This window comes from Halomonas getboli (assembly GCF_023094245.1).
GTDB lineage: Bacteria > Pseudomonadota > Gammaproteobacteria > Pseudomonadales > Halomonadaceae > Halomonas > Halomonas getboli.
Genome location: NZ_JALMEW010000002.1, coordinates 130,800 through 151,892 on the forward strand (window position 1 = coordinate 130,800; position 21,093 = coordinate 151,892).

The window sequence follows — 21,093 nt, forward strand, 5'->3', positions numbered from 1 at the left end:
AAAGGCCAAGGCCTTCGGGGTTTCTTGTAGCTCGGCGCTTGTAGCTCGGCGCTAGCCCAGGATCAGCCAGGCCCCGACGCCGATCATCAGCGTGCCGGCCAGGCGGTTGAGCAGGCGCACCTTGTCGGCCTGGCCCAGCAGATGACGCAGGGTCTGGCCGCCGGTGGCATAGGCCAGCAGCGCGCCGAGCTCGATGGTCAGGATGATCGCCACCAGCGCGGCCAGCTGCGCGGCGAGCGGCCGCGAGGCGTCGAGGAACGGCGGCAGCAGGGCGACGAAGAAGGCCCAGCCCTTGGGATTGGCCACCGCGGTGACGAAGCCCTGCATGGCCAGCTCGCGGCGCCCGGCGCGGCCCTGGCTCTCGAGGTTGTCGGGAATCGCCATGCGACCCCGAGAGCGCCACATCATCACGCCGAGATAGGCCAGGTAGGCGCCGCCCACCCACTTGAACACCGCGAACAGCGCCGGCTGGCGCAGCATCAGCGTGGCCACCCCGGCCCCGGCCGCCACCGCGACCAACCCCACGCCGACGAGCTCGCCGACCATCATCCACAGGGTGCGTCGCACGCCCTGGGTCATGCCCAGCACCATGGCCAGGGTCATGCACATGCCCGGCGTCAGCGACACCAGCAGAAAGGTCGGCACGAACACCGACAGCACGGCGAGATCGATCATGAAATACGGGCCTCCTCCTTGAATGGCCAATGCGTCGGGCAAGGGGCGAGGGAAGCCTCCTCACCTCTTACCCCTCACTCCTTACCTCTCACTCCTTACCCCTCTCACTCCATCTCCCCCCAGCGCGGCATCAGGCGATGCTCGATGCCGAGCTGATTGAGAATGCGCGCGACGATGAAGTCGACCAGGTCCTCGACCGAGGCCGGCCGATGATAGAAGCCCGGCGCCGCCGGCATCACCACCGCGCCCAGGCGGGTCAGGTTCAGCATGTGCTCGAGGTGGATCGCCGACAGCGGCGTCTCGCGCGGCACCAGGATCAGCTGGCGCCGCTCCTTCAGCGCCACGTCGGCGGCGCGCTCGATCAGGTTGTTGCTGGCGCCGCAGGCCACCGCCGAGAGCGTGCCCGTGGAACAGGGGCAGATCACCATCGCCGAGCTGGCGCCGGAGCCGGAGGCCACCGGCGCCATCCAGTCCTCGCGACCGAAGCAGCGGATCTGTCCAGGCGCCGCGCCGGCGCGATCGGTGAGCGCCTCGGCCAGCCGTTCGGGGCGCGCCGGCAGGTCGCTGTCGGTCTCGGTGGCGATCACCAGGTGCGCAGCCTTGGAGATCATCACCCAGACCTCGCGCTCGGCCGCCACCAGCGCCTCGATCAGGCGCAGTCCGTACTGGGCGCCGGAGGCGCCGGTCAGCGCCACGGTGACCGGGGCACCGAAGCGCTCGCTGCCGTGTTCAGCCGCCATGGGCCACCTCCAGCGCCGCCAGCAGTTTCTCGTGGATGCCGCCGAAGCCGCCGTTGGACATCACCACCAGGCGATCGCCCGGACGCGCCTCGGCCACCAGCGCCGCCACCAGGCCGTCCAGATCGTCGAACACGCCGCCGGGCCGACCGCTGGCCTCGACCACCGGCGCCAGGGTCCAGTCGAGCCCCGCAGGCTGATACCAGAAGGCAGCGTCGGCGTCGGCCACGCTGCCGGCCAGGCGCTCACGCAGGGTGCCGAGGCGCATGGTGTTGGAGCGCGGCTCGATCACCGCCAGCAACCGTCCCTCCCGGGCGGACGCGCGCAGCCCGCCGAGGGTGGCGGCGATGGCGGTAGGATGGTGGGCGAAGTCGTCGATCACCTGGATGCCGGCCACCTCGCCGCGCACCTCCTGGCGCCGCCGCGGAGTGGCGAAGCGGGCCAGCGCCTCGGCACCGTCGGCGAGCGACATGCCACAGGCATGAGCGGCGGCCAGCGCCGCCAGGGCGTTGCGGGCGTTGTAGGCGCCGGTCAGCGACCAGTCGACCAATGCCTCTTCCTCGCCGCCGTCATCGCGGCGATGCATGACCCGGAAGCGGCTGGCATCGTCGCGTTCGAGCACCAGGCGCCAGGCGCTGTCCGCCGCGCTGCCGAAGCGCTCCACCGGCGTCCAGCGGCCCTGCTCGAGCACGCGCTCCAACGCCGGCTCGCCGTCGGCCACCAGCAGCCGTCCCTTGCCCGGCACGGTGCGCACCAGATGGTGGAACTGACGCTCGATGGCGGCCAGGTCGGGAAAGATGTCGGCGTGGTCGAACTCCAGATTGCCCAGCACCGCGATCTCGGGGCGGTAGTGCACGAACTTGGAGCGTTTGTCGAAGAAGGCGGTGTCGTACTCGTCGGCCTCGACCACGAAGGGCGCGTCGGCGCTGCCTAGCCGCGCCGAGACGCCGAAGTTGCGCGGCACGCCACCGATCAGGAAACCCGGCGCCAGGCCGGCGGCCTCCAGCAGCCAGGCAGTGAGGCTCGCCGTGGTGGTCTTGCCGTGGGTGCCGGCCACGGCGATCACCCGCCGCCCGGGCAGCACGTGCTCGGCCAGCCACTGGGGGCCGGAGACGTAGGGCAGGCCGCGATCGAGCACCGCCTCCACCTCGGGATTGCCCCGCGACAGGGCGTTGCCGATGATCACCAGGTCCGGCGTCGGCTCGAGATTCTGCGCCGAGAAGCCCTCGCCCAGGGCGATACCCGCCTGCTCCAGCTGGGTGCTCATCGGCGGGTAGACGCCGGCGTCCGATCCGCTGACCCGATGCCCGACCTCGCGGGCCAGCTGCGCCAGGCTGCCCATGAAGGTGCCGCAGATACCGAGAATATGAAGGTGCATGGAGACTCCGCTGCCGAACGTCGGTTTGCCGGCGGGCCGGCGAAAAGCGGCAGCCTAGCATGGCGCCTGCGACCTCTCCAGCGCCCGCCCGAGCGCGCTGGGCGTCGCGCGGCGCCGACAGGATGCAGCCATCGGGGCGATGGGCTAGAATCGCGGCTTTTCGGGACGAAGCCGGGAAGGCTCGCCGAGCCACGGCCGCCCTTCCCTTGACGCGACCAGCAACAGGATAGCTCCATGGCCCAGCACAACGCCTTCTACGCCCAGTCCGGCGGCGTCACCGCCGTGATCAATGCCAGCGCCTGCGGCGTCATCGAGGCCTGCCGCCGCCACTCCGACCAGATCGGCAAGGTCTATGCCGGCCACAACGGCATCATCGGCGCCCTCACCGAGGACCTGATCGACGTCAGCCAGGAAAGCGACGAGGCCATCGCGGCGCTGCGCCACACGCCCGCCGGTGCCTTCGGCTCCTGCCGCTACAAGCTCAAGGACATCGAGACCCATCGCGCCCAGTACGAGCGACTGATCGAGGTCTTCAAGGCCCACGACATCCGCTACTTCTTCTACAACGGCGGCGGCGACAGCGCCGACACCTGCCTCAAGGTGTCCCAGCTGTCCGAGAAGATGGGCTATCCGCTGACCGCCATTCACGTGCCGAAGACCGTGGACAACGACCTGCCGATCACCGACAACTCCCCCGGCTTCGGCAGCGTGGCCAAGTACATCGCCACCTCCACCCTGGAGGCCTCGCTGGACATCGCCTCCATGTGCGCCACCTCCACCAAGGTGTTCGTGCTCGAGGTGATGGGCCGCCACGCCGGCTGGATTGCCGCCGCCGGCGCCCTGGCCGGCGAGAAGGAAGGCGACGCCCCGCACCTGGTGATATTCCCCGAGGTGGCCTTCGACCGCGCCGCGGTGATGGCCCGGGTCGAGCAGTCGGTCAAGGACCACGGCTACTGCGTGATCGTGGTCTCCGAGGGCGCCCGCTACGAGGACGGCACCTTCCTCGCCGACTCCGGCAACACCGACGCCTTCGGCCACCGCCAGCTGGGCGGCGTGGCGCCGACCCTGGCCGGCATGATCAAGCAGGACCTGGGCTACAAGTACCACTGGGCGGTGGCCGACTACCTGCAGCGCGCCGCGCGTCACCTGGCCTCGAAGACCGACGTGGAACAGGCCTATGCGGTGGGCGAGAAGGCCGTCGAGCTGGCCATCGCCGGCGACAACGCCAAGATGCCGGCCATCAAGCGCACCGGCGACGCCCCCTACACCTGGACCGTGGAGGCCGCTCCGCTGGCCGAGGTGGCCAACCGCGAGAAGTTCATGCCCCGCGACTTCATCCGCGAGGACGGCTTCGGCATCACCGAGGAGTGCCGCCGCTACCTGGCGCCGCTGATCCTCGGCGAGGACTTCCCGCCGTTCGAGAACGGCCTGCCCAAGGTCGCGCACCTGGCCAAGCAGCGCGTCGAGCGCAAGCTGCCGGCGTTCAGCATCTAAGCGGCAGGTCAGGCAGACCCCGGGGAGACTCGGGGTCAGACCCCATCATGAGGCTTACCTCAGCAGCCAGCTCAGTACCAGCAACAGCAGCAGCGCGCCTGCCACGGCCTGCCAGAACCCGGCCGCTCCGCCCCGCTTCGCTGGCGCCTCGCCGGATTCAGGCGCCGGCTTCGGCGCCTTCAGCGCATGCTGGAACTCCGACAGCCGCCGGAAGCGCAGCGCCCGCTGGGGCGCCAGGGCGCGTTTCAGCGCCTCGTCGAGCGCCGGAGACACTTCGGGATTGAGCGCCCGGGCGCTGCGATAGTGCATGCGCTCCAGATCCGTGTGGCGCAGCAGCTCCTTCACCGGCAGCTCGTAAGGCAAGGCGCCGGTCAGCAGCCAGTAGACGGTGGACGCCAGCGAGTACTGATCGCTGCGCCGGCCAACCTCGTCATCCATGGCATATTCCGGCGCGCTGTGCTCGGTCAGTCCTACCTGACGCAGCAGCCCCCGCGAGCGGCGATGGCCGTCCACGTCGCGCAGGTGGCAGGCGCTGAAGTCGGTCAGCACCACCTGGCCGTGACGGTCGATCAGCACGTTCTCGGGATGGATCTGCTGGTGCAGCAGGTCGCGGCGATGCAGCGCCTGCACCGCCTTCCCAAGCTGGGTGGCGATATCCAGCCGCTGGGCCAGGCCGGCACGGGGATGGCGCTCCGCCCACTCCTCCAGCGTCATGCCGTCCACGTAGGCCATCAGGTAGTAGAGATAGCGGCGTGGACGCGACGGCGTCATGACCCGCACCACGAAGGGCGAGCGCACCCGCTCGACGATCCACTGCTGCAGCAGGAAGTGTTCCAGATAGGCGTTGCGACTGGAGACTTCCGGACTCGGCGCCTTCAGCACCATCTCGCGATCGGTGTACGTGTCGAGCACGCGATAGACCCGCGACTGGGCGGTGCGCGAGAGCACCTCCTGCACTTCCAGGCCGTCCAGCCGCTCGCCCACCGCCAGCTCCGGCGGAATCGGCAGTTCGCCGTAGGACGGATCCGGCTCGTCGTGCGCTTCCTCGGGCAGGGCGTCGATGCGCACCAGCTGGAAGCAGAACGGATCGCCCCCATAGCCGCGGGCGCTGGCCCGCTCGCTGGCGGTCTGGGCCAGGCGCTCGCAGGCCGCGTGCAGGTCGCTGGCGTCTTCGCGGATCAGCCCCACGTAGTCCGAGGGCATCAGGGTGCCCTGCACCGCCTGGGTGGTGAACAGGAAGATGTCGCCCTGCTTGAGCGGCATCTGCACGTAGTCGATGTCGAGGCTGGCATCCATGCCCAGCGCCCGGGAGGGATAGCGGTAGCCGCCGAGATCGGTGACGTGATCGCGGCTGAGCTGCTCGAACTCGGCGCCGCGCAGGCGGAACACCAGGGTGTCGCCCATATGAAAGAGATGCGCCTCGCGCCCCTGGTAGACCATAGCCGACATCGAGCTCACGTAGCCGCCGTCGCGGACCTGGCGGCTCTGGCCGTAGCACCAGCCGTTCAGGGCATGCAGCACCCGGTGCGCCGAGACCTTGGCGCCCCAGTGCTTGGGCGTCGAGTAGAAGTCGGCCAGAAAGCCTTGCACGCTGAGATCGCCGGCCTGCTTGGCCAGCGGGTTGCGCGAGGTCGAATCGGTGATCAGCGCGCTGGCGCCCTTGCCCACCATCAGCGCCTCGTCCTCGGGCACGCACACCGACATCGAACTGCGATGCCGACCGCGATCCGGCACCACGAAGGCCTGGCCGAAACTCAATGACAGTTGCGCGGATGCCAAGACGATCTCCTTGTGTGTCAGCGACTTCGAGACCCGAGGCCTCTTTCCATTGCCGCCCATGATACACGGCCATCCCTACCCCTGGCTCTCCCCCCATCGTCGGCGCCGCGGCGCTCGAACGACCTAGGTCGGGTTGGTAATCACCGGGGCGGCCTCGTATAATTCGGCCGATTTTTCACCCGACGGCCATCAGCCCAGGGCCATAAGCCTAGAGAAGGACGCGCTCATGAACTTCGACAACATTCCCGCCGGCAAGGACCTGCCCAACGACCTCTACGTCGCCATCGAGATCCCGGCCAACCATGCCCCGGTCAAGTACGAGATCGACAAGGACATGGGAGCGCTGCTGGTCGACCGCTTCATGGCCACCCCGATGTTCTACCCCGCCAACTACGGCTTCATCCCGCACACCCTGGCCGACGACGGCGACCCGCTGGACGCCCTGGTCGTGACCCCGTACCCGGTGCAGCCGGGCAGCGTCATCCGCGCGCGTCCGGTCGGCATTCTCAACATGACCGACGAAGCCGGCGAAGACGCCAAGCTGGTCTGCGTGCCGCACGAGAAGCTCTCCAGCCTGTATGACGACGTCCAGGAAGTGACCGACCTGCCGGAACTGCTGCGCCAGCAGATCGCCCACTTCTTCGAGAACTACAAGGATCTCGAGAAGGGCAAGTGGGTCAAGGTGGAGTCCTGGGAAGGCGTCGAAGCCGCGCGCAAGGCCATCGAGAAGTCCGTCGCCGCCTACGACAAGGCCTGATCGCCCGCGCGCTCCGTCCGGCGCCGGACAGACGGCATCGGACAAGCCACGGCATACGAAAGGGGCCGCCCAGTGGGCGGCCCCTTCGTCATCTGGCGCGCATGACGCTCAGTGCGCGTCGCCTGCCTCGGGCACGGCCAGGGCCTCGGCATCGTCACCGGGCGCTTCAGACGCCTCGCCCCCGTTTTCCCCGTCGCTCTCTTCGGCACTTTCTCCGGCGCCTTCTGCCCCGAGCGCTTCGGCCGCCTCTTCCGGCGAGGCCGATGCCTCGTCTTCACCGGATGACGCCGAGGCGTCAGGTTCCGCCGCGGGCGCTTCAGGTGCCCCGACCTGCGCCGCCAGCCCCTCGGAGAGTTCGCGACCCAGGTCGCGGGCGCGCATCACATGATGGGCCATCACCAGCGAGTGATTGGCGAACAGCCCGAAGCCGGAACCGTTGAGCACCACCGGGCTCCACAGCCGGCGCTGACTCAGCTCGAGCTCGGCGGTGAGCGCCGCCCAGGACGTCTCGAGCCCCGCCGCCTCGATGCGCGCGGCCTCGTCGCGCCCCACCGCTTCCAGCAGTCGATGCAGCGCCCAGGTCTCGCCGCGGGCCTCGAAGAAGACATCGTCGACCCGGTACCAGGGCGTCTCCTGCGGCAGCCCCGCCGTATCGAGGTCCAGCCCGACCAGGGCCTCGGGGCTACCGACGCTTGCCGAGAGGCGCCGCCCCATGTCATCGAGCCCGCGTGCCACGCCGTTGAGCCAGGCGGCGAGCCCCTGGGCATCGCCGGCGAAGGCCACCTGGCCGCCGGCGAGCGCCTGGCGATAGCCATCGAGCGAGACGCGGGCCTGCTCGAGGCGGTGCTCGGTGGAGGGATAGAACCAGTCATCGGCATCCCCTTCCAGCGCCTTGCGGGTGGCATCCAGCGCCGAGGCGTCGCTGCCGGCCAGGGCCGGCAGCGCCTGGCTCAGCCAGCGCGCCTGATCGAGCACGCCGAGCTCCCAGGCCGGCATGTTGTCGAGCCACAGCCCCGGCGGCGCCAGATCATTGCGCAGATAGCCGCCCGGCTTGTCGAGCAGCGTGCCCACCAGCCCCGACAGACCGTCCACGGTAGCCACGCCAGTCACAACGTCGGCACTCGTGCCGGCGTCGGCCGCCGGCCCATCGGCCTGCGTCACGTCCAGGGCCGGCGTACGGCTCCACCAGAAGCCGAGCCCCAGCACCACCAGCAGATAAAGGATCAGCGCCGCCAGCAGCGGCTTCCAGATCCAGCCGTATTGAGGACGCTCCAGCGCTTCCTTCCTGCGGCGACGCCGTTCGCCCGCCTGTCGCTTCGATGCCATGATGCGATTTCCCTGATCCGGTTCCTTGACGACGCCCTCGAGCCACGCCCGAGAGCCTACGATAACGAGGCCTGCACGCCGCCCCGCCACTGCGATATCCTACGCCGAGCCCGATATCCGTTACCGCGCTCGCGGTCTGCCACGCAGACCCATTTCCCTAGATCATAGCGGCCCGCGCCGTGGAACCCCATGCCCCGCCGCCGGTCACATCTGCTCCGACACCACGAGAAAGGATGCCCCGTGTTGCACGCCCGCCGCCTGCTCTGCCTGCTCGCCCTGCTCTTCCTGCCGCTGATCGCCCAGGCACAGTGGTTCGGCAACGACAACAGCGACGGCGACTTCCTGCCGGTCGAGGAAGCCTTCCAGCCCAGCGCCTGGCACGACGGCAAGACCTTGAAGATCGGCTTCGAGAACACCGCCGGCTATTACCTCTACCGCCATCGCTTCAGCGTCGAGAGCACCACCCCGGGGATGACCCTCGGCGAGCCGCGGCTGCCTCCCGGCAAGGCCAAGACCGACGAATTTCTCGGCGAGGTCCGGGTCTTCTACGACCGTGTCGTGTTCGCGGTGCCGATCGAAGGCGAGACGAGCGGCCCGCTGACGCTGACGCTGGGCTTTCAGGGCTGCGCCGACGCCGGCCTCTGCTATCCGCCGGAGACCATCACGCTGCAGGCGCCCGAGGGTCAGGCGCCGGCCGCCTTCGCCGACCTGAATGTCACCGGGTCGGCCTCGCCTGACACTGCCCCCGACGCTGACGCCACGGCCGCCGGCGCGCCCGCGGCCCCGGTCAGCGAGGACGGCCACTTCAGCGCCCTGCTCAAGCAGGCCAGCCTGCCGCTGGTGCTGGGGCTGTTCTTCGTCGCCGGCCTGGGGCTGACCTTCACCCCCTGCGTGCTGCCGATGATCCCGATCCTGTCGTCGATCATCGTCGGCCAGCGGCCCGGCCGCTCGCGCGCCTTCGCGCTGTCGCTGTCCTATGTGGCCGGCATGGCGCTGACCTATGCGGTCGTGGGCGTGCTGATGGGCAGCTTCGGCGCCGGGCTCAACCTCCAGGCCCGACTGCAGTCGGCCCCGGTGCTGATCGGCTTCGCCACGCTGTTCACGCTGTTCGCCCTGGCCATGTTCGGCGCCTTCGATCTGCGCCTGTCGTCGCGCCTGTCCGGGCGCATCGAGGCCTGGCAGGCCCGCGCCCAGAACAGCGGCCCGATCGGCCTGGCGCTGGCCGGCGCGCTCTCGGTGCTGGTGGTCTCGCCCTGCGTGTCGGCGCCGCTGGCCGGCGCCCTGGTATTCATCTCCTCGACCGGCGACGCGGCGATGGGCGGCGCGGCACTGCTGGCCCTGGCGCTCGGCATGGGCGTGCCGCTGCTGCTGGTCGGCACCTTCGGCCCTGCCCTGTTGCCGCGCACCGGCGCCTGGATGAACGGCATCAAGGCCGCCTTCGGCATCCTGCTGCTGGGCGTCGCGGTGTGGCTGATCGAGCGTCTGGTGCCGGGACCGGTCGCCCTGCTGCTGTGGGCCGCCCTGGCCATCGGCACCGCGCTGGCCATCGGCGCGCTGAGCCTGGACGCACCCCAGGGCTGGCCGCGCGCCCGCCAGGCGCTGGGCATCCTGCTGCTGACCTGGGGCGTGACCCTGGTGATCGGCGCCTCCCGCGGCGCCGAGGACCCGCTGCGCCCGCTGGCCCGGCAGGACACGCCGGCCAGCGTCGGCATCGCTGCCGAGCCGCGCCAGCAGCCGATCCAGGTGGTCAAGAGCCTCGACGAGCTGCAGGCGGCACTGGCCGCGACCGATAAGCCGGCATTCGTCGACGTCACCGCCGAGTGGTGCATCTCGTGCAAGATCATGGAGCGCGAGGTCTTTCCCGACCCCGCCGTGGCGGCGGCCCTCGCCGGCTTCCAGCGCATCGAGGTCGACGTCACCGACACCAGCGCCGCCAGCCAGACACTGCTCGAGCACTTCGGGCTGTTCGGCCCGCCAAGCCTGCTATTCTTCGACGACGGCCGCGAACTTCGCCAGGCACGCATACAGGGCGAGATCGACGCCGAGCCGCTGGCGCGCCACCTGAAGGCGGTGCTGGCCTCGCTCGGCGATGGCCGCGCCGCGGGCTGAACGCAGCCCGCGACAGACCGGCGTCGGACGGCCGTTCGGGCGGAATTCGCCCCCCGTTGACGAACGCCGTTCGAGGCTCTGGACATCGCTCACGAATTTCGGCAAACTCCGCCCACACCGCTTTTCGAGGCCGATAGAGACGACAAGAGACGATATCTTGTCGCGATCTATGTCAAGTTAGCCAAGGTTGACTGCGCCGGCCGTTACCCAGAACTCACCCATCGAGACGACGTCATATGGATATCCGCAAGGTCAAGAAGCTGATCGAGCTGCTGGAAGAGTCGAACATCAGCGAGATCGAGATCCAGGAAGGCGAAGAGTCTGTACGCATCAGCCGTCATCCGAACGGCACGGCCTATCCACAGGCGCCGGCCCCCGCCTGGCCGGCAGGCGCTCCGGCTCAGCCCGCCGCTCCGGCCCCGCAGGCCCCGGCCGCTGCCGCCGAGCCCGCCGCGGAACAGGCTCCGGCCTACCAGGGCCAGGAAGTGCTGTCACCGATGGTCGGCACCTTCTATCGCGCCCCGGCACCGGGCGCCAAGGCGTTCGCCGAAGTCGGCCAGAGCGTCAAGAAGGGTGACACCATCTGCATCGTCGAGGCGATGAAGATGATGAACCAGATCGAAGCCGATCGTGACGGCGTCATCGAGGCCTTCCTGGTCGAAGACGGCGAGCCGGTCGAATTCGAGCAGCCGATGGTCGTCATCTCCTGATCCCTTCACCCACATTGGCGGACCCCATCATGCTGGACAAGGTTCTCATCGCCAATCGCGGCGAGATCGCTCTGCGTATTCTGCGCGCCTGCAAGGAGCTCGGCATTCGCACGGTCGCGGTCCACTCCAAGGCCGACCGTGATCTGATGCACGTGCGCCTGGCCGACGAGGCCGTGTGCATCGGCCCCGCCTCCTCGGCGCAGTCCTACCTCAACATCCCGGCGCTGATCAGCGCCGCCGAAGTCACCGACGCGAGCGCCATCCACCCCGGCTACGGCTTCCTCTCAGAGAACGCCGACTTCGCCGAGCAGGTGGAACGCTCCGGCTTCACCTTCATCGGCCCCAAGGCCGAGACCATTCGCCTGATGGGCGACAAGGTCAGCGCCATCGCGGCGATGAAGAAGGCCGGCGTGCCCACCGTACCGGGCTCCAACGGCCCGCTGGGCGACGACGAGGGCGAGATTCTCGCCACCGCGCGCCGCATCGGCTATCCGGTGATCATCAAGGCGGCCGCCGGCGGCGGCGGACGCGGCATGCGCGTGGTGCACACCGAGGGCCACCTGCTCTCCGCGGTGACCGTGACCCGCACCGAGGCCCATTCGGCCTTCGGCGACGGCACCGTCTACATGGAGAAGTTCCTCGAGAATCCGCGCCACGTCGAGGTGCAGGTACTGGCAGACGGCCAGGGCAATGCCATCCACCTCTATGACCGCGACTGCTCGCTGCAGCGCCGTCACCAGAAGGTGCTCGAGGAAGCCCCGGCCCCGGGCCTCGACCCGGACGCCCGTGCCCAGGTGCTCAAGGCCTGCACCGACGCCTGCATCGAGATCGGCTACCGCGGCGCCGGCACCTTCGAGTTCCTGTACGAGAACGGTGAGTTCTTCTTCATCGAGATGAACACCCGCGTGCAGGTCGAGCACCCGGTCACCGAGATGGTCACCGGCGTCGACATCGTCCGCGAACAGCTGCGCATCGCCTCCGGCATGCCGCTGTCCGTGAGCCAGGACGAGATCGAGCTCAGCGGCCACGCCTTCGAGTGCCGCATCAACGCCGAAGATGCCAAGACCTTCATGCCCTCCCCGGGCAAGGTCACCCTCTACCATCCGCCGGGTGGCATCGGGGTGCGCATGGACTCCCACGTCTACACCGGCTACTCGGTACCGCCGCACTACGACTCCCTGATCGGCAAGCTGATCACCTGGGGTGTCGACCGCGAGACGGCGCTGACCCGGATGCGCAACGCCCTGGACGAGCTGCTGGTCGAAGGCATCAAGACCAACACCGACCTGCACAAGGATCTGGTCCGCGACGGCTATTTCCAGCAGGGCGGCGTCAACATCCACTACCTGGAGAAGAAGCTGGGCCTCTGAGCCCGGTCGACACTCCTCCGGCGACGGGGCGGCCTGGCCGCCCCGTCGTCGTTTCACCACGCGATTCCCGGGAGTTCCCATGCCCTGGCTGCAACTCAAGGCCCGCATCGCCCCCGAACAGGCCGACCTGCTCGAGGAGCTGCTGCTGGACGAAGGCGCCACCGCCATCACCCTCCAGGACGCCCAGGACGACCCGCTGTTCGAACCCGAACGCGGCACCACGCCGCTGTGGAACGAAACCGTGCTGACCGGCCTCTACGACGATCTCGAGGGCCTGCCGGCGATGCTCGAGCGCCTGGCCGGCGCCTGGTCCGAGGCCATGCCCGGCGAACCCTGCCCCGAGATCGAGCACGAGCTGCTCGACGACCGTGACTGGGAGCGCGCCTGGATGGATGACTTCGCGCCCCTGCAGATGGGCCAGAGGCTGTGGATCGTGCCGAGCTGGCACGAGGCGCCGGACCCCGAGGCGGTCAACCTGCATCTCGATCCCGGCCTGGCCTTCGGCACCGGCACCCACCCCACCACCGCGCTGTGCCTCGCGTGGCTCGACGCGCTGGCCGTGGCCGGCGAGCTCGACGGCCGCGAGGTGCTCGACGTGGGCTGCGGTTCCGGCATTCTGGCCATCGCCGCGCTCAAGCTCGGCGCCACGTCGGCCCAGGGCACCGACATCGACCCCCAGGCGCTCTCGGCCAGCCGCGACAACGCCGAGCGCAACGGCGTCGCCGAACACGACTTCGCGCTCCACTATCCGGAACAGCTCGACACCGCGGCGCGCTTCCCGGTGGTGATCGCCAACATCCTGGCCGGGCCGCTGGTCGAACTGGCCGGCGAGATCGCCGGACGCGTGGCGCCGGGCGGGCGCCTGGCGCTGTCCGGCATCCTCGAGGCCCAGGCCGACGAGGTGCGCGAGGCCTACGAGGCGCGTGGATTGATCATGGACGAGCCAGAGGTGCGCGAAGGCTGGGTGCGCCTCACCGGACGCCGCGCCGCCTGACACGGCTCGCCCGGCTCACCTCGCCGGGCGACGCTGTGCCGCACGCGGCACCTTCACCCAGGACGCCGGTGGGCGTATGATATGACCCCCTTCGAACCACCGATCCTGACCATGCCCGATTCACGCTCCCTGCCACGCATCGGCCCTCATGCGTTGCCGAACCGAGTGATCCTGGCCCCCATGGCCGGCGTCACCGACCGCCCCTTCCGCGCGCTCTGCCGCCGGCTGGGCGCCGGCCTGGTGGTGGGCGAGATGGTGACCTCGGACCCGGCCCTGTGGCACACCCGCAAGTCGCGGCTGCGCATGGACCATCGCGGCGAGCCCGGCCCCCGCGCCGTACAGATCGCCGGCGGCGACGCCGAGATGCTGGCCGAGGCGGCGCGCCTCAACGCCGAGATGGGCGCCGAGATCATCGACATCAACATGGGCTGCCCGGCCAAGAAGGTCTGCAACAAGGCCGCCGGCTCGGCGCTGCTGCGCGACGAGGCGCTGGTGGCCGAGATCCTCGCATCGGTGGTCGCCGCCGTGGATGTGCCGGTAACGCTGAAGATCCGCACCGGCTGGTGCGCCGACAGCAACAACGGCGTGCGGGTGGCCAAGCTGGCCGAGGACGCCGGCATCCAGGCGCTGGCCGTGCACGGCCGTCACCGTCAGCAGCGCTACGGCGGCGAGGCGGAGTACGACACCATCGCCGCCATCAAGGCCGCGGTGAGCCTGCCGATCTTCGCCAATGGCGATGTCGATTCGCCCGAGAAGGCCCGCCACGTCCTCGACTATACTGGGGCGGATGCAGTGATGATCGGCCGCGGCGCCCAGGGCAATCCCTGGATCTTCCGCGAGATCGACCACTATCTGCGGCACGGCCAGCGGCTCGCGGCGCCCGACGACGCCGAGCGTGCGGCGGTGCTCCACGGCCACCTGGTGGCCCTGCACGACTTCTACGGTGAGCACATGGGCGTGCGCATCGCCCGCAAGCATCTCGGCTGGTATCTGGCCGGTGATGCTCGCCTCGACGATGACGGACGACGCACCCTGCGGGCCACCTTCAACGGCCTGGACAGCGCCGCTGACCAGTGCCGATTCATCGACGAACTCTTTCGTCATGACCCCGCCACGGCGCCGCACCGTGTCGCCCGGGCCATGACGCCGGATGGAACCTGTGCCGCATGACCAGCAGCCAAGCCCTTGACCAGAATTCCGCGCTGACCGAGCTGGATGCCCGCGCCTCCCACCGCCTCGACGAGGCCGACGGCATCACGCTGAATCCGCACGGTGACATGCCCCTGCGCGAGGCCGTCGACGCCGCCATGCGACGCTACTTCGACCACCTCGACGGCGGCGACGTCACCGATCTCCACGCCATGGTGATGGCCGAGGTCGAAGCGCCGCTGCTGGCCTCGGTCCTCGAGCACGCCCAGGGCAACCAGACCCGCGCCGCCGAGATGCTCGGCCTCAACCGCGGCACCCTGCGCAAGAAACTGAAGCTCTACGGTCTGATCTGATTTTCCCGCGGGGGCGCCATCGAGCGCCCTCGCTTGCGTTTCGATCCTCCCTCAACGCCCAATAGAGTGACCTTCATGTCCCAAGCCTCCACCACTCCGGTTCGTCGCGCCCTGATCAGCGTGTCCGACAAGACCGGCATCGTCGACTTCGCCCGCGGCCTCAGCGAGCAGGGCGTCGAACTGCTCTCCACCGGCGGCACCTTCCGCCTGCTGCAGGAGAGCGACATCCCGGTCACCGAGGTCTCCGAGCACACCGGCTTCCCCGAAATCATGGACGGCCGCGTCAAGACCCTGCATCCGAAGATCCACGGCGGCATCCTCGGCCGTCGCGGCCAGGACGACGCGGTGATGGCCGAGCACGACATCGCACCGATCGACATGGTGGTGGTCAACCTGTACCCGTTCTCGGCCACCGTGGCGCGCCCGGACTGCACCCTCGAAGACGCCATCGAGAACATCGACATCGGCGGCCCGACCATGGTCCGCTCCTGCGCCAAGAACCACGCCTACACCACCATCGTGGTCGACGCCGACGACTACGGCCGCGTGCTCGAGGAAGTCGCCCAGGGCGGCATGCAGCAGGCCACCCGCTTCGACCTGGCGGTCAAGGCCTTCGAACACACCGCCGGCTACGACGCCGCCATCGCCGACTACCTCGGCCAGCGCGTCGAGGGCGGCGAGGACGGCTTCCCGCGCACCTACAATCTGCAGTTCCACAAGAAGCAGTCCATGCGCTACGGCGAGAACCCGCACCAGTCCGCGGCCTTCTACGTCGATCCGAACTGCCAGGAGCCGAGCGTCTCCACCGCCGAGACGCTGCAGGGCAAGCCGCTGTCGTTCAACAACGTCGCCGACACCGACGCCGCCCTGGAGTGCGTGAAGAGCTTCGCCGAGACCGCCTGCGTGATCGTCAAGCACGCCAACCCCTGCGGCGTGGCCGTCGGCGCCAGCCAGCTCGAGGCCTACGACAAGGCCTTCGCCACCGACCCGACCAGCGCCTTCGGCGGTATCATCGCCTTCAACACCCCGCTCGACGCCGAGACCGCCCGCGCCATCATCGACCGCCAGTTCGTCGAGGTGATCATCGCCCCCGGGGTCGAGGATGCGGCCCGCGAGATCGTCGCCGAGAAGAAGAACGTGCGCCTGCTCGACATTTCCGCCCACTGGCCCGGCGAACGCGAACAGGCCCATGATTTCAAGCGCGTCACCGGCGGCCTGCTGGTACAGGACCGCGACCTGGGCATGGTCGGCCGCGACGAGCTGACCGTGGTCACCGAACGCGTGCCGAGCGAGCAGGAAATGCGTGACCTGGCCTTCGCCTGGAAGGTCGGCAAATACGTCAAGTCCAACGCCATCGTCTACGTCAAGGACGGCCAGACCATCGGCGTGGGCGCCGGCCAGATGAGCCGCGTCTACTCGGCCAAGATCGCCGGCATCAAGGCCGCCGACGAAGGCCTGTCCGTGCCCGGCTCGGTGATGGCGTCCGACGCCTTCTTCCCGTTCCGCGACGGCATCGACGCCGCCGCCAAGGCCGGCATCACCGCGGTGATTCAGCCCGGCGGCTCCATGCGCGACCAAGAAGTGATCGACGCCGCCAACGAAGCCGGCATTGCCATGGTGTTTACCGGCATGCGCCACTTCAGGCACTGAGGCGCGAGGCAGCCTGATCTCTCGCCCCAAACGACAACACCCCTGCAGCCTGGCTGCAGGGGTGTTGTTCTTTATGCTTCCGGCCCGGAGGCTCGAACCTAGGATCCCAGATCAATACACAGGTACTTGGTCTCGAGGAACTCCTCGATGCCCTGGTGGCCGCCCTCGCGGCCGAGGCCGGAGGCCTTGACGCCGCCGAAGGGCGCGGCGGCGTTGGAGATCAGCCCGGTGTTGATGCCGACCATGCCGTACTCCAGCGCCTCGGAGACGCGCCATACGCGGCTCAGATCGCGGGAGTAGAAGTAGGAGGCCAGGCCGAACTCGGTATCGTTGGCCATGGCCACGGCGTCCTGTTCGTCGTCGAACGGGAACACCGCGGCCAGCGGGCCGAAGGTCTCCTCGGTGGCGACCTTCATGCTGCCGTTGGCGGCGTTGATCAGCGTCGGGGTGAAGAAATTGCCGCCCAGCGGGTGCGGATGGCCACCGAGCAGCAGCTCGGCGCCGTGGTCCACGGCGTCCTGGACGTGCTCGGAGACCTTCTCCACCGCGCGGTCGTCGATCAGCGGGCCGATATTGACGTCATCGTCGCTGCCATTGCCCACCTTCAGCTCGCTGTTCATCGCCACCGCCAGCTTCTCGCAGAAGGCGTTGACCACGCTGGACTGCACCAGGAAGCGGTTGGTGCACACGCAGGTCTGGCCGGCGTTGCGGAACTTGGCGGCCATGGCGCCTTCCACGGCGGCGTCCAGGTCGGCGTCCTCGAACACGATGAAGGGCGCGTTGCCGCCGAGCTCCAGCGAGATCTTCTGCACGTGGCGCGAAGCCTGGCTCATCAGCTCTCGGCCCACCTCGGTGGAGCCGGTGAAGGTGATCTTGCGCACCACCGGGGACTCGGTGAGTGCGGCGGCGATCTCCGAGGCGCGCCCGGGCACCACGTTGAACACCCCGCGCGGCACCCCGGCACGCTCGGCCAGCAGCGCCAGCGCGGTGGCGGAGAACGGCGTCTGGCTGGCCGGCTTGACCACGAAGGTGCAGCCCGCGGCCAGCGCGGCGCCGGCCTTGCGGGTGATCATCGCCGCCGGGAAATTCCACGGCGTGATGGCGCCAACCACGCCGATCGGCTGCTTGGTCACCACGATGCGCTGCTGGGCCTGAGCGGCGGGAATGGTCTCGCCGTAGACCCGGCGGGCCTCTTCGGCGAACCAGCGCAGGAAGCTCGCCGCATAGGCGATCTCGCCGGCGGCTTCCTTGAGCGGCTTACCCTGCTCGTGGGTCATGATCATGGCGAGATCGTCCTGATGCTCGAGCATCAGGTCGTGCCATTTCATCAGGATATCGGCCCGCTCCTGGGCCGTGAGGGCCCGCCAGGCCGGCAGGGCCGCATCGGCGGCGGCGATGGCGCGCTCGGTCTCGGCGCGGCCGAGCCGCGGCACGTTGCCCATCGTCTCGCCGGTGGCGGGGTTGATCACATCGATCTGCTCGCCGCTGTCGGCGGCGACCCAGCTGCCGTCGATATAGGCGAACGGACAGTAGAGCTGGGTTTCCTTAAGGGCTTCCATGATTGACTCCTGGCGTGCGGCCACTCTTCATGAGGATGCTCCTCATGCTAAGCGCAAGACCCCCGGCAAGCCAACCGCTCATCCGTGAGCGGCGTTCAACCCTGGGCCCTCATGCCCACGGCGGTCAGCCCTGGCGGCGGGCCTCACGAGAGTCGGAGAGCGTGATCGACACCGAGTCGGCGAAGCGCAGCGCATGGGGCTTGTCGATCTCGACCTGGGCCGCCAGCACCTGATCATCGCTCATCACCAGATCGAGCACCTCGCGGGTCATGCGCTCCAGCAGCTGGAAGCGATTGTCCTCCACGTGAGCGATCACCTGCTTGGTAATGGTGCGATAGTTCAGCGCCTGCTCGATGTGATTGAAGGCCACCGCCTTGTCGGCGCGATAGCGGATCACCATGTTGATCACCACGTCCTGGCGATTCTGGATCTCCTCCTCCTTGATGCCGATATAGGTCCTCAGGCGCAGATCCTTGATGCGGATCGTCGCCAGATCGTGATCGAGGTGCTCGTCGCCCAGCGCGTGCAGTGGCATGTCGCTCTCCTTAGCGGCCTCAGCGGCCTTGAACCAGGGTCAGGAACTCCTGGCGCGTGCTCTGGTGCTCACGGAAGGCACCGAGCATCACCGAGGAGGTCATGCTGGAATTCTGTTTCTCGACGCCGCGCATCATCATGCACAGATGGCGCGCCTCGACGACCACGGCCACGCCGCGGGCATCGGTGACCTGCTGCACCGCCTCGGCGATCTGGCGAGTCAGGTTCTCCTGAATCTGCATGCGGCGGGCATACATGTCCACGATGCGAGCGAACTTGGACAGGCCCAGCACCTTGCCCCGCGGCAGGTAGGCGATGTGGCACTTGCCGATGAACGGCAGCAGGTGATGCTCGCACATCGAGTACAGCTCGATATCCTTCACCAGCACCATCTCATCGGTCTCGGAGGCGAAGACCGCGCCGTTGACGATCTCCTCCAGCGACTGCTGATAGCCGTGGTTGAGGAACTGCATGGCCTTGGCGGCCCGCTTGGGAGTGTCACGGAGCCCCTCGCGTTCGGGGTCCTCTCCCAGTCCCTCGATGATCTGGCGGTAGTGGTTGGCGAGATGTTCGGTCATGGTCAGGCCCCATGCAGAGTCGTGATAGTGGTGCGTCGGCGATGGCCCGGCCACACACCTTATACATAAATTATTCAAAAACCGCTTTTTGTACAACTAGCGGCTCGGGGAACGCATTATTCTAGCGCAAGGTGCCGCTCGACGCAGTGCCGCGCCCCACCGCCCCGTGACGGCTGTGATAGGGTGACCCTAGCCTGATGATCGACCCACTGCCTGCCGAGCACCGACATGTTCAAGCCGACGCTTCTACTGATGGCCACCGTCCTGACCCTGCCGAGCCTGGCCCTGGGCGACACCCTCTCCCTGCCCGCCGACGCCCGGGTGGCGATGGCGCTGGTCGACGACCTGACCCTCGACGCCGAGACCCCGAGCCGCGACAGCGTGGTGATGCACCCGGTGCAGGGCGAACGAGGTAGCCATCGTCTCCCCGACTACTGCGTCGTTACCGGCAACGCCCGGCGCGACGGCGAGCGCGTAAGTCTCACCGCCAGCGCCCTGACCTGCATCGAGACCGCGGGCGCCAACAGCGCCATCTACAGCGGGGAGCTCACCGCCAGCGCCTACGACGAGAACGGCGGCTTGGGCCTCGCCGCCTGTCAGGACGACCGCTGTCGGCTGACGCCGGACGACATCTTCCTGCTGACGCTGACCCGGCCGCTGAGCGTGGAGCAGCAGGCAAACCCCTCGGCGGAGATCAATGCCCGCCGCCGCCAGCACGACGCCGACGAGAGCGCCGACCAGCCCTAATCGGCACCGCCTATGAAAGCCAGCGGGTCGTACCGTCCAGCATCACCCGCTGCTGCTCGAGCTCGCGCAGGTGGGCGTCCCAGTAGCCGGCATCCGCCAGCCACGGAAACGCCTGGGGAAAGGCCGGATCCTCCCAGCGCGCCACCAGCCAGGCGCTGTGGCGCATCAGCCGCAGCGCACGCAGCGGCTCCACCAGCGCCAGCTCGCTCCGATCGAAGTCGCGATGCTGCTCGTAGCCCTCGATCACCTCGGAGAGCTGCATCTGTCGCTCGCCCTCGTCCTCGGCGGTGAGCAGCATCCACAGGTCCTGCACCGCCGGCGCCATCAGGCAGTCGTCGAAGTCGACCAGCGCGAAGTGCTCGTCGCGGCCCAGCATGTTGCCAAGGTGGCAGTCGCCCTGGACCCGTAGCTGCTGCACCGGCCACTCCCGGGCGCCGAGCGCCTCCATCAGGCCCCCGCCGATGCGCTCATAGGCCGGTCGCTGGTGATCCGTCAGCCAGTGGCTGGCCAGCACCGTTTCGACGGCCTCCTCGGCCATCTCCCGCGGCGCCAGAGTACGGCGGTGCACGAAGGGCCGACGCTCGCCCACCGCATGCACGGCGCCGATGGTCTCGCCGAGGGCGAACAGGTGCTCGGGATTGTCCAGCTCTGGCGCCTGGCCGGGCAGATGGGGAAACAGCGAGAAGCGGAAGTCGTCGTGGCGATGCAGGCTCGTCCCCGCCTCGTCGCGCCAGGGGGCGGCCACCGTCACCCCGGCCGCCTCGAGCTCGGTCAGGAAGTCGTGCTCCTCCTGGATCTGGGCGTCGGTCCAGCGGTTCGGGCGATAGAACTTGACCACCCAGCGGCGACGCTCGTCGTCGTGCACCAGGTAGACCCGGTTCTCGTAGCTGTTGAGCGCGAAGGGCTCGCCCGGCAGCCAGAAGCCCAGGGACTCCACCGCCGCCACGACCCGGGCGGGCTCGAGGCGAGCAAAGGGATGAATCGCATCGGTCATGGGCGTTCTCGTCGCAGGCAAAACGCCATGGTAACAAAGCCATCCTCCTGACGGCTTCTCGGGGCTGATCCGTCGACAGGTTGTCGAGGGGCGCTATGAACCCATCCCTGGGCGCTACTTTGGCCATTCTTGGCCAAAACCCCCTCGACAACCTGCCCCCGGCGCCCCTCGTCGCGGATACCGCCGATAAAGAAAGCGGC

Annotated in this window: 19 protein-coding genes; 10 read left to right on the forward strand and 9 right to left on the reverse strand. The window is 68.7% G+C overall.

All coding sequences use genetic code 11. The annotated features are described in order from the left end of the window. Positions 1 to 51 precede the first annotated feature (51 nt). The 3 genes from MYL53_RS05495 to mpl all read right to left on the reverse strand — a co-directional run bounded on the left by MYL53_RS05495 (position 52) and on the right by mpl (position 2,790). On the reverse strand, positions 52 to 675 hold the full coding sequence (locus MYL53_RS05495; protein ID WP_247852591.1) for a LysE family translocator: 624 nt from the start codon (positions 673 to 675) through the stop codon (positions 52 to 54). A 104-nt stretch (positions 676 to 779) separates the two neighbouring features. Continuing rightward, on the reverse strand, positions 780 to 1,415 hold the full coding sequence (locus tag MYL53_RS05500; protein WP_247852593.1) for a flavin prenyltransferase UbiX: 636 nt from the start codon (positions 1,413 to 1,415) through the stop codon (positions 780 to 782). Further along, on the reverse strand, positions 1,405 to 2,790 hold the full coding sequence (mpl, locus tag MYL53_RS05505; protein ID WP_247852595.1) for a UDP-N-acetylmuramate:L-alanyl-gamma-D-glutamyl-meso-diaminopimelate ligase: 1,386 nt from the start codon (positions 2,788 to 2,790) through the stop codon (positions 1,405 to 1,407). The genes MYL53_RS05500 and mpl overlap by 11 nt, the downstream gene beginning before the upstream one ends. 234 nt (positions 2,791 to 3,024) lie before the next feature. Between mpl and MYL53_RS05510 the strand changes: the two genes are divergently transcribed. Further along, complete coding sequence (locus tag MYL53_RS05510) at positions 3,025 to 4,284, forward strand: 6-phosphofructokinase (RefSeq protein ID WP_247852596.1); 1,260 nt, start codon at positions 3,025 to 3,027, stop codon at positions 4,282 to 4,284. A gap of 54 nt (positions 4,285 to 4,338) precedes the next feature. Here MYL53_RS05510 and MYL53_RS05515 read toward each other — a convergent pair whose 3' ends face one another. Beyond that, positions 4,339 to 6,063 (reverse strand): bifunctional protein-serine/threonine kinase/phosphatase, encoded by a 1,725-nt coding sequence (locus tag MYL53_RS05515; RefSeq protein WP_247852598.1) that lies wholly within the window; start codon positions 6,061 to 6,063, stop codon positions 4,339 to 4,341. 226 nt (positions 6,064 to 6,289) lie between these two features. Between MYL53_RS05515 and ppa the strand changes: the two genes are divergently transcribed. Beyond that, positions 6,290 to 6,820 (forward strand): inorganic diphosphatase, encoded by a 531-nt coding sequence (ppa, locus tag MYL53_RS05520; protein WP_247852599.1) that lies wholly within the window; start codon positions 6,290 to 6,292, stop codon positions 6,818 to 6,820. A 108-nt stretch (positions 6,821 to 6,928) separates the two neighbouring features. Here the strand turns inward: ppa and MYL53_RS05525 are convergent, their stop codons facing one another. Further along, positions 6,929 to 8,146, reverse strand: coding sequence for a DUF2333 family protein (locus tag MYL53_RS05525; protein WP_247852601.1), 1,218 nt, complete (start codon positions 8,144 to 8,146; stop codon positions 6,929 to 6,931). A 240-nt stretch (positions 8,147 to 8,386) separates the two neighbouring features. Here MYL53_RS05525 and dsbD point away from each other — a divergent pair, with 240 nt between their 5' ends. The 7 genes from dsbD (at position 8,387) to purH (ending at position 16,481) form a co-directional block, all read left to right on the forward strand. Beyond that, positions 8,387 to 10,255, forward strand: a complete 1,869-nt coding sequence (dsbD, locus tag MYL53_RS05530) for a protein-disulfide reductase DsbD (RefSeq protein WP_247852603.1) — start codon at positions 8,387 to 8,389, stop codon at positions 10,253 to 10,255. A gap of 236 nt (positions 10,256 to 10,491) precedes the next feature. Then, positions 10,492 to 10,965: an acetyl-CoA carboxylase biotin carboxyl carrier protein gene (gene accB / locus MYL53_RS05535; RefSeq protein ID WP_247852604.1), complete on the forward strand. Its 474-nt coding sequence runs from the start codon at positions 10,492 to 10,494 to the stop codon at positions 10,963 to 10,965. Between the two features lie 29 nt (positions 10,966 to 10,994). Next, a complete protein-coding gene (accC, locus tag MYL53_RS05540) occupies positions 10,995 to 12,335 on the forward strand; it encodes an acetyl-CoA carboxylase biotin carboxylase subunit (RefSeq protein WP_247852606.1) in 1,341 nt (446 codons plus the stop codon). A gap of 79 nt (positions 12,336 to 12,414) precedes the next feature. Next, on the forward strand, positions 12,415 to 13,329 hold the full coding sequence (prmA, locus tag MYL53_RS05545; RefSeq protein WP_247852608.1) for a 50S ribosomal protein L11 methyltransferase: 915 nt from the start codon (positions 12,415 to 12,417) through the stop codon (positions 13,327 to 13,329). Positions 13,330 to 13,440: 111 nt separating this feature from the next. Next, complete coding sequence (dusB, locus tag MYL53_RS05550; protein WP_247852993.1) at positions 13,441 to 14,499, forward strand: tRNA dihydrouridine synthase DusB; 1,059 nt, start codon at positions 13,441 to 13,443, stop codon at positions 14,497 to 14,499. Continuing rightward, positions 14,496 to 14,831, forward strand: coding sequence for a DNA-binding transcriptional regulator Fis (fis, locus tag MYL53_RS05555; protein ID WP_247852609.1), 336 nt, complete (start codon positions 14,496 to 14,498; stop codon positions 14,829 to 14,831). The genes dusB and fis overlap by 4 nt, the downstream gene beginning before the upstream one ends. A 75-nt stretch (positions 14,832 to 14,906) precedes the next feature. Further along, positions 14,907 to 16,481 carry a bifunctional phosphoribosylaminoimidazolecarboxamide formyltransferase/IMP cyclohydrolase gene (purH, locus tag MYL53_RS05560; protein ID WP_247852611.1) on the forward strand — a complete coding sequence of 525 codons (1,575 nt, stop codon included), beginning with the start codon at positions 14,907 to 14,909 and terminating at the stop codon, positions 16,479 to 16,481. Positions 16,482 to 16,579: 98 nt separating this feature from the next. On the opposite strand, the gene MYL53_RS05565 is transcribed toward purH, so the two are convergent. From MYL53_RS05565 to folE, 3 genes are all read right to left on the reverse strand, one after another. Then, the gene (locus tag MYL53_RS05565; RefSeq protein ID WP_247852613.1) at positions 16,580 to 18,040 is read right to left on the reverse strand and encodes an NAD-dependent succinate-semialdehyde dehydrogenase; all 1,461 of its coding nucleotides are present in this window, start codon (positions 18,038 to 18,040) and stop codon (positions 16,580 to 16,582) included. Positions 18,041 to 18,164: 124 nt separating this feature from the next. Then, a complete protein-coding gene (gene folX, locus MYL53_RS05570) occupies positions 18,165 to 18,575 on the reverse strand; it encodes a dihydroneopterin triphosphate 2'-epimerase (protein ID WP_247852615.1) in 411 nt (136 codons plus the stop codon). Positions 18,576 to 18,594: 19 nt separating this feature from the next. Next, on the reverse strand, positions 18,595 to 19,152 hold the full coding sequence (gene folE / locus MYL53_RS05575) for a GTP cyclohydrolase I FolE (protein WP_247852617.1): 558 nt from the start codon (positions 19,150 to 19,152) through the stop codon (positions 18,595 to 18,597). 228 nt (positions 19,153 to 19,380) lie between these two features. On the opposite strand from folE, the gene MYL53_RS05580 reads away from it, so the two are divergent. Next, a complete protein-coding gene (locus MYL53_RS05580) occupies positions 19,381 to 19,899 on the forward strand; it encodes a hypothetical protein (protein ID WP_247852618.1) in 519 nt (172 codons plus the stop codon). A gap of 10 nt (positions 19,900 to 19,909) precedes the next feature. Here the strand turns inward: MYL53_RS05580 and MYL53_RS05585 are convergent, their stop codons facing one another. Further along, the gene (locus tag MYL53_RS05585) at positions 19,910 to 20,893 is read right to left on the reverse strand and encodes a serine/threonine protein kinase (RefSeq protein WP_247852620.1); all 984 of its coding nucleotides are present in this window, start codon (positions 20,891 to 20,893) and stop codon (positions 19,910 to 19,912) included. Positions 20,894 to 21,093 lie beyond the last annotated feature (200 nt).

What these genes read in the sequence shown, in the direction of transcription:
- dusB (WP_247852993.1), top strand. Translation starts at nt 13,441, where the DNA reads ATGCCCGATTCACGCTCCCTGCCACGCATCGGCCCTCATGCGTTGCCG.
- fis (WP_247852609.1), top strand. Translation starts at nt 14,496, where the DNA reads ATGACCAGCAGCCAAGCCCTTGACCAGAATTCCGCGCTGACCGAGCTG.
- prmA (WP_247852608.1), top strand. Translation starts at nt 12,415, where the DNA reads ATGCCCTGGCTGCAACTCAAGGCCCGCATCGCCCCCGAACAGGCCGAC.
- accB (WP_247852604.1), top strand. Translation starts at nt 10,492, where the DNA reads ATGGATATCCGCAAGGTCAAGAAGCTGATCGAGCTGCTGGAAGAGTCG.
- accC (WP_247852606.1), top strand. Translation starts at nt 10,995, where the DNA reads ATGCTGGACAAGGTTCTCATCGCCAATCGCGGCGAGATCGCTCTGCGT.
- MYL53_RS05495 (WP_247852591.1), bottom strand. Translation starts at nt 675, where the DNA reads ATGATCGATCTCGCCGTGCTGTCGGTGTTCGTGCCGACCTTTCTGCTG.
- MYL53_RS05565 (WP_247852613.1), bottom strand. Translation starts at nt 18,040, where the DNA reads ATGGAAGCCCTTAAGGAAACCCAGCTCTACTGTCCGTTCGCCTATATC.
- MYL53_RS05525 (WP_247852601.1), bottom strand. Translation starts at nt 8,146, where the DNA reads ATGGCATCGAAGCGACAGGCGGGCGAACGGCGTCGCCGCAGGAAGGAA.
- MYL53_RS05510 (WP_247852596.1), top strand. Translation starts at nt 3,025, where the DNA reads ATGGCCCAGCACAACGCCTTCTACGCCCAGTCCGGCGGCGTCACCGCC.
- MYL53_RS05500 (WP_247852593.1), bottom strand. Translation starts at nt 1,415, where the DNA reads ATGGCGGCTGAACACGGCAGCGAGCGCTTCGGTGCCCCGGTCACCGTG.
- mpl (WP_247852595.1), bottom strand. Translation starts at nt 2,790, where the DNA reads ATGCACCTTCATATTCTCGGTATCTGCGGCACCTTCATGGGCAGCCTG.
- purH (WP_247852611.1), top strand. Translation starts at nt 14,907, where the DNA reads ATGTCCCAAGCCTCCACCACTCCGGTTCGTCGCGCCCTGATCAGCGTG.
- MYL53_RS05580 (WP_247852618.1), top strand. Translation starts at nt 19,381, where the DNA reads ATGTTCAAGCCGACGCTTCTACTGATGGCCACCGTCCTGACCCTGCCG.
- folE (WP_247852617.1), bottom strand. Translation starts at nt 19,152, where the DNA reads ATGACCGAACATCTCGCCAACCACTACCGCCAGATCATCGAGGGACTG.
- folX (WP_247852615.1), bottom strand. Translation starts at nt 18,575, where the DNA reads ATGCCACTGCACGCGCTGGGCGACGAGCACCTCGATCACGATCTGGCG.
- MYL53_RS05585 (WP_247852620.1), bottom strand. Translation starts at nt 20,893, where the DNA reads ATGACCGATGCGATTCATCCCTTTGCTCGCCTCGAGCCCGCCCGGGTC.
- ppa (WP_247852599.1), top strand. Translation starts at nt 6,290, where the DNA reads ATGAACTTCGACAACATTCCCGCCGGCAAGGACCTGCCCAACGACCTC.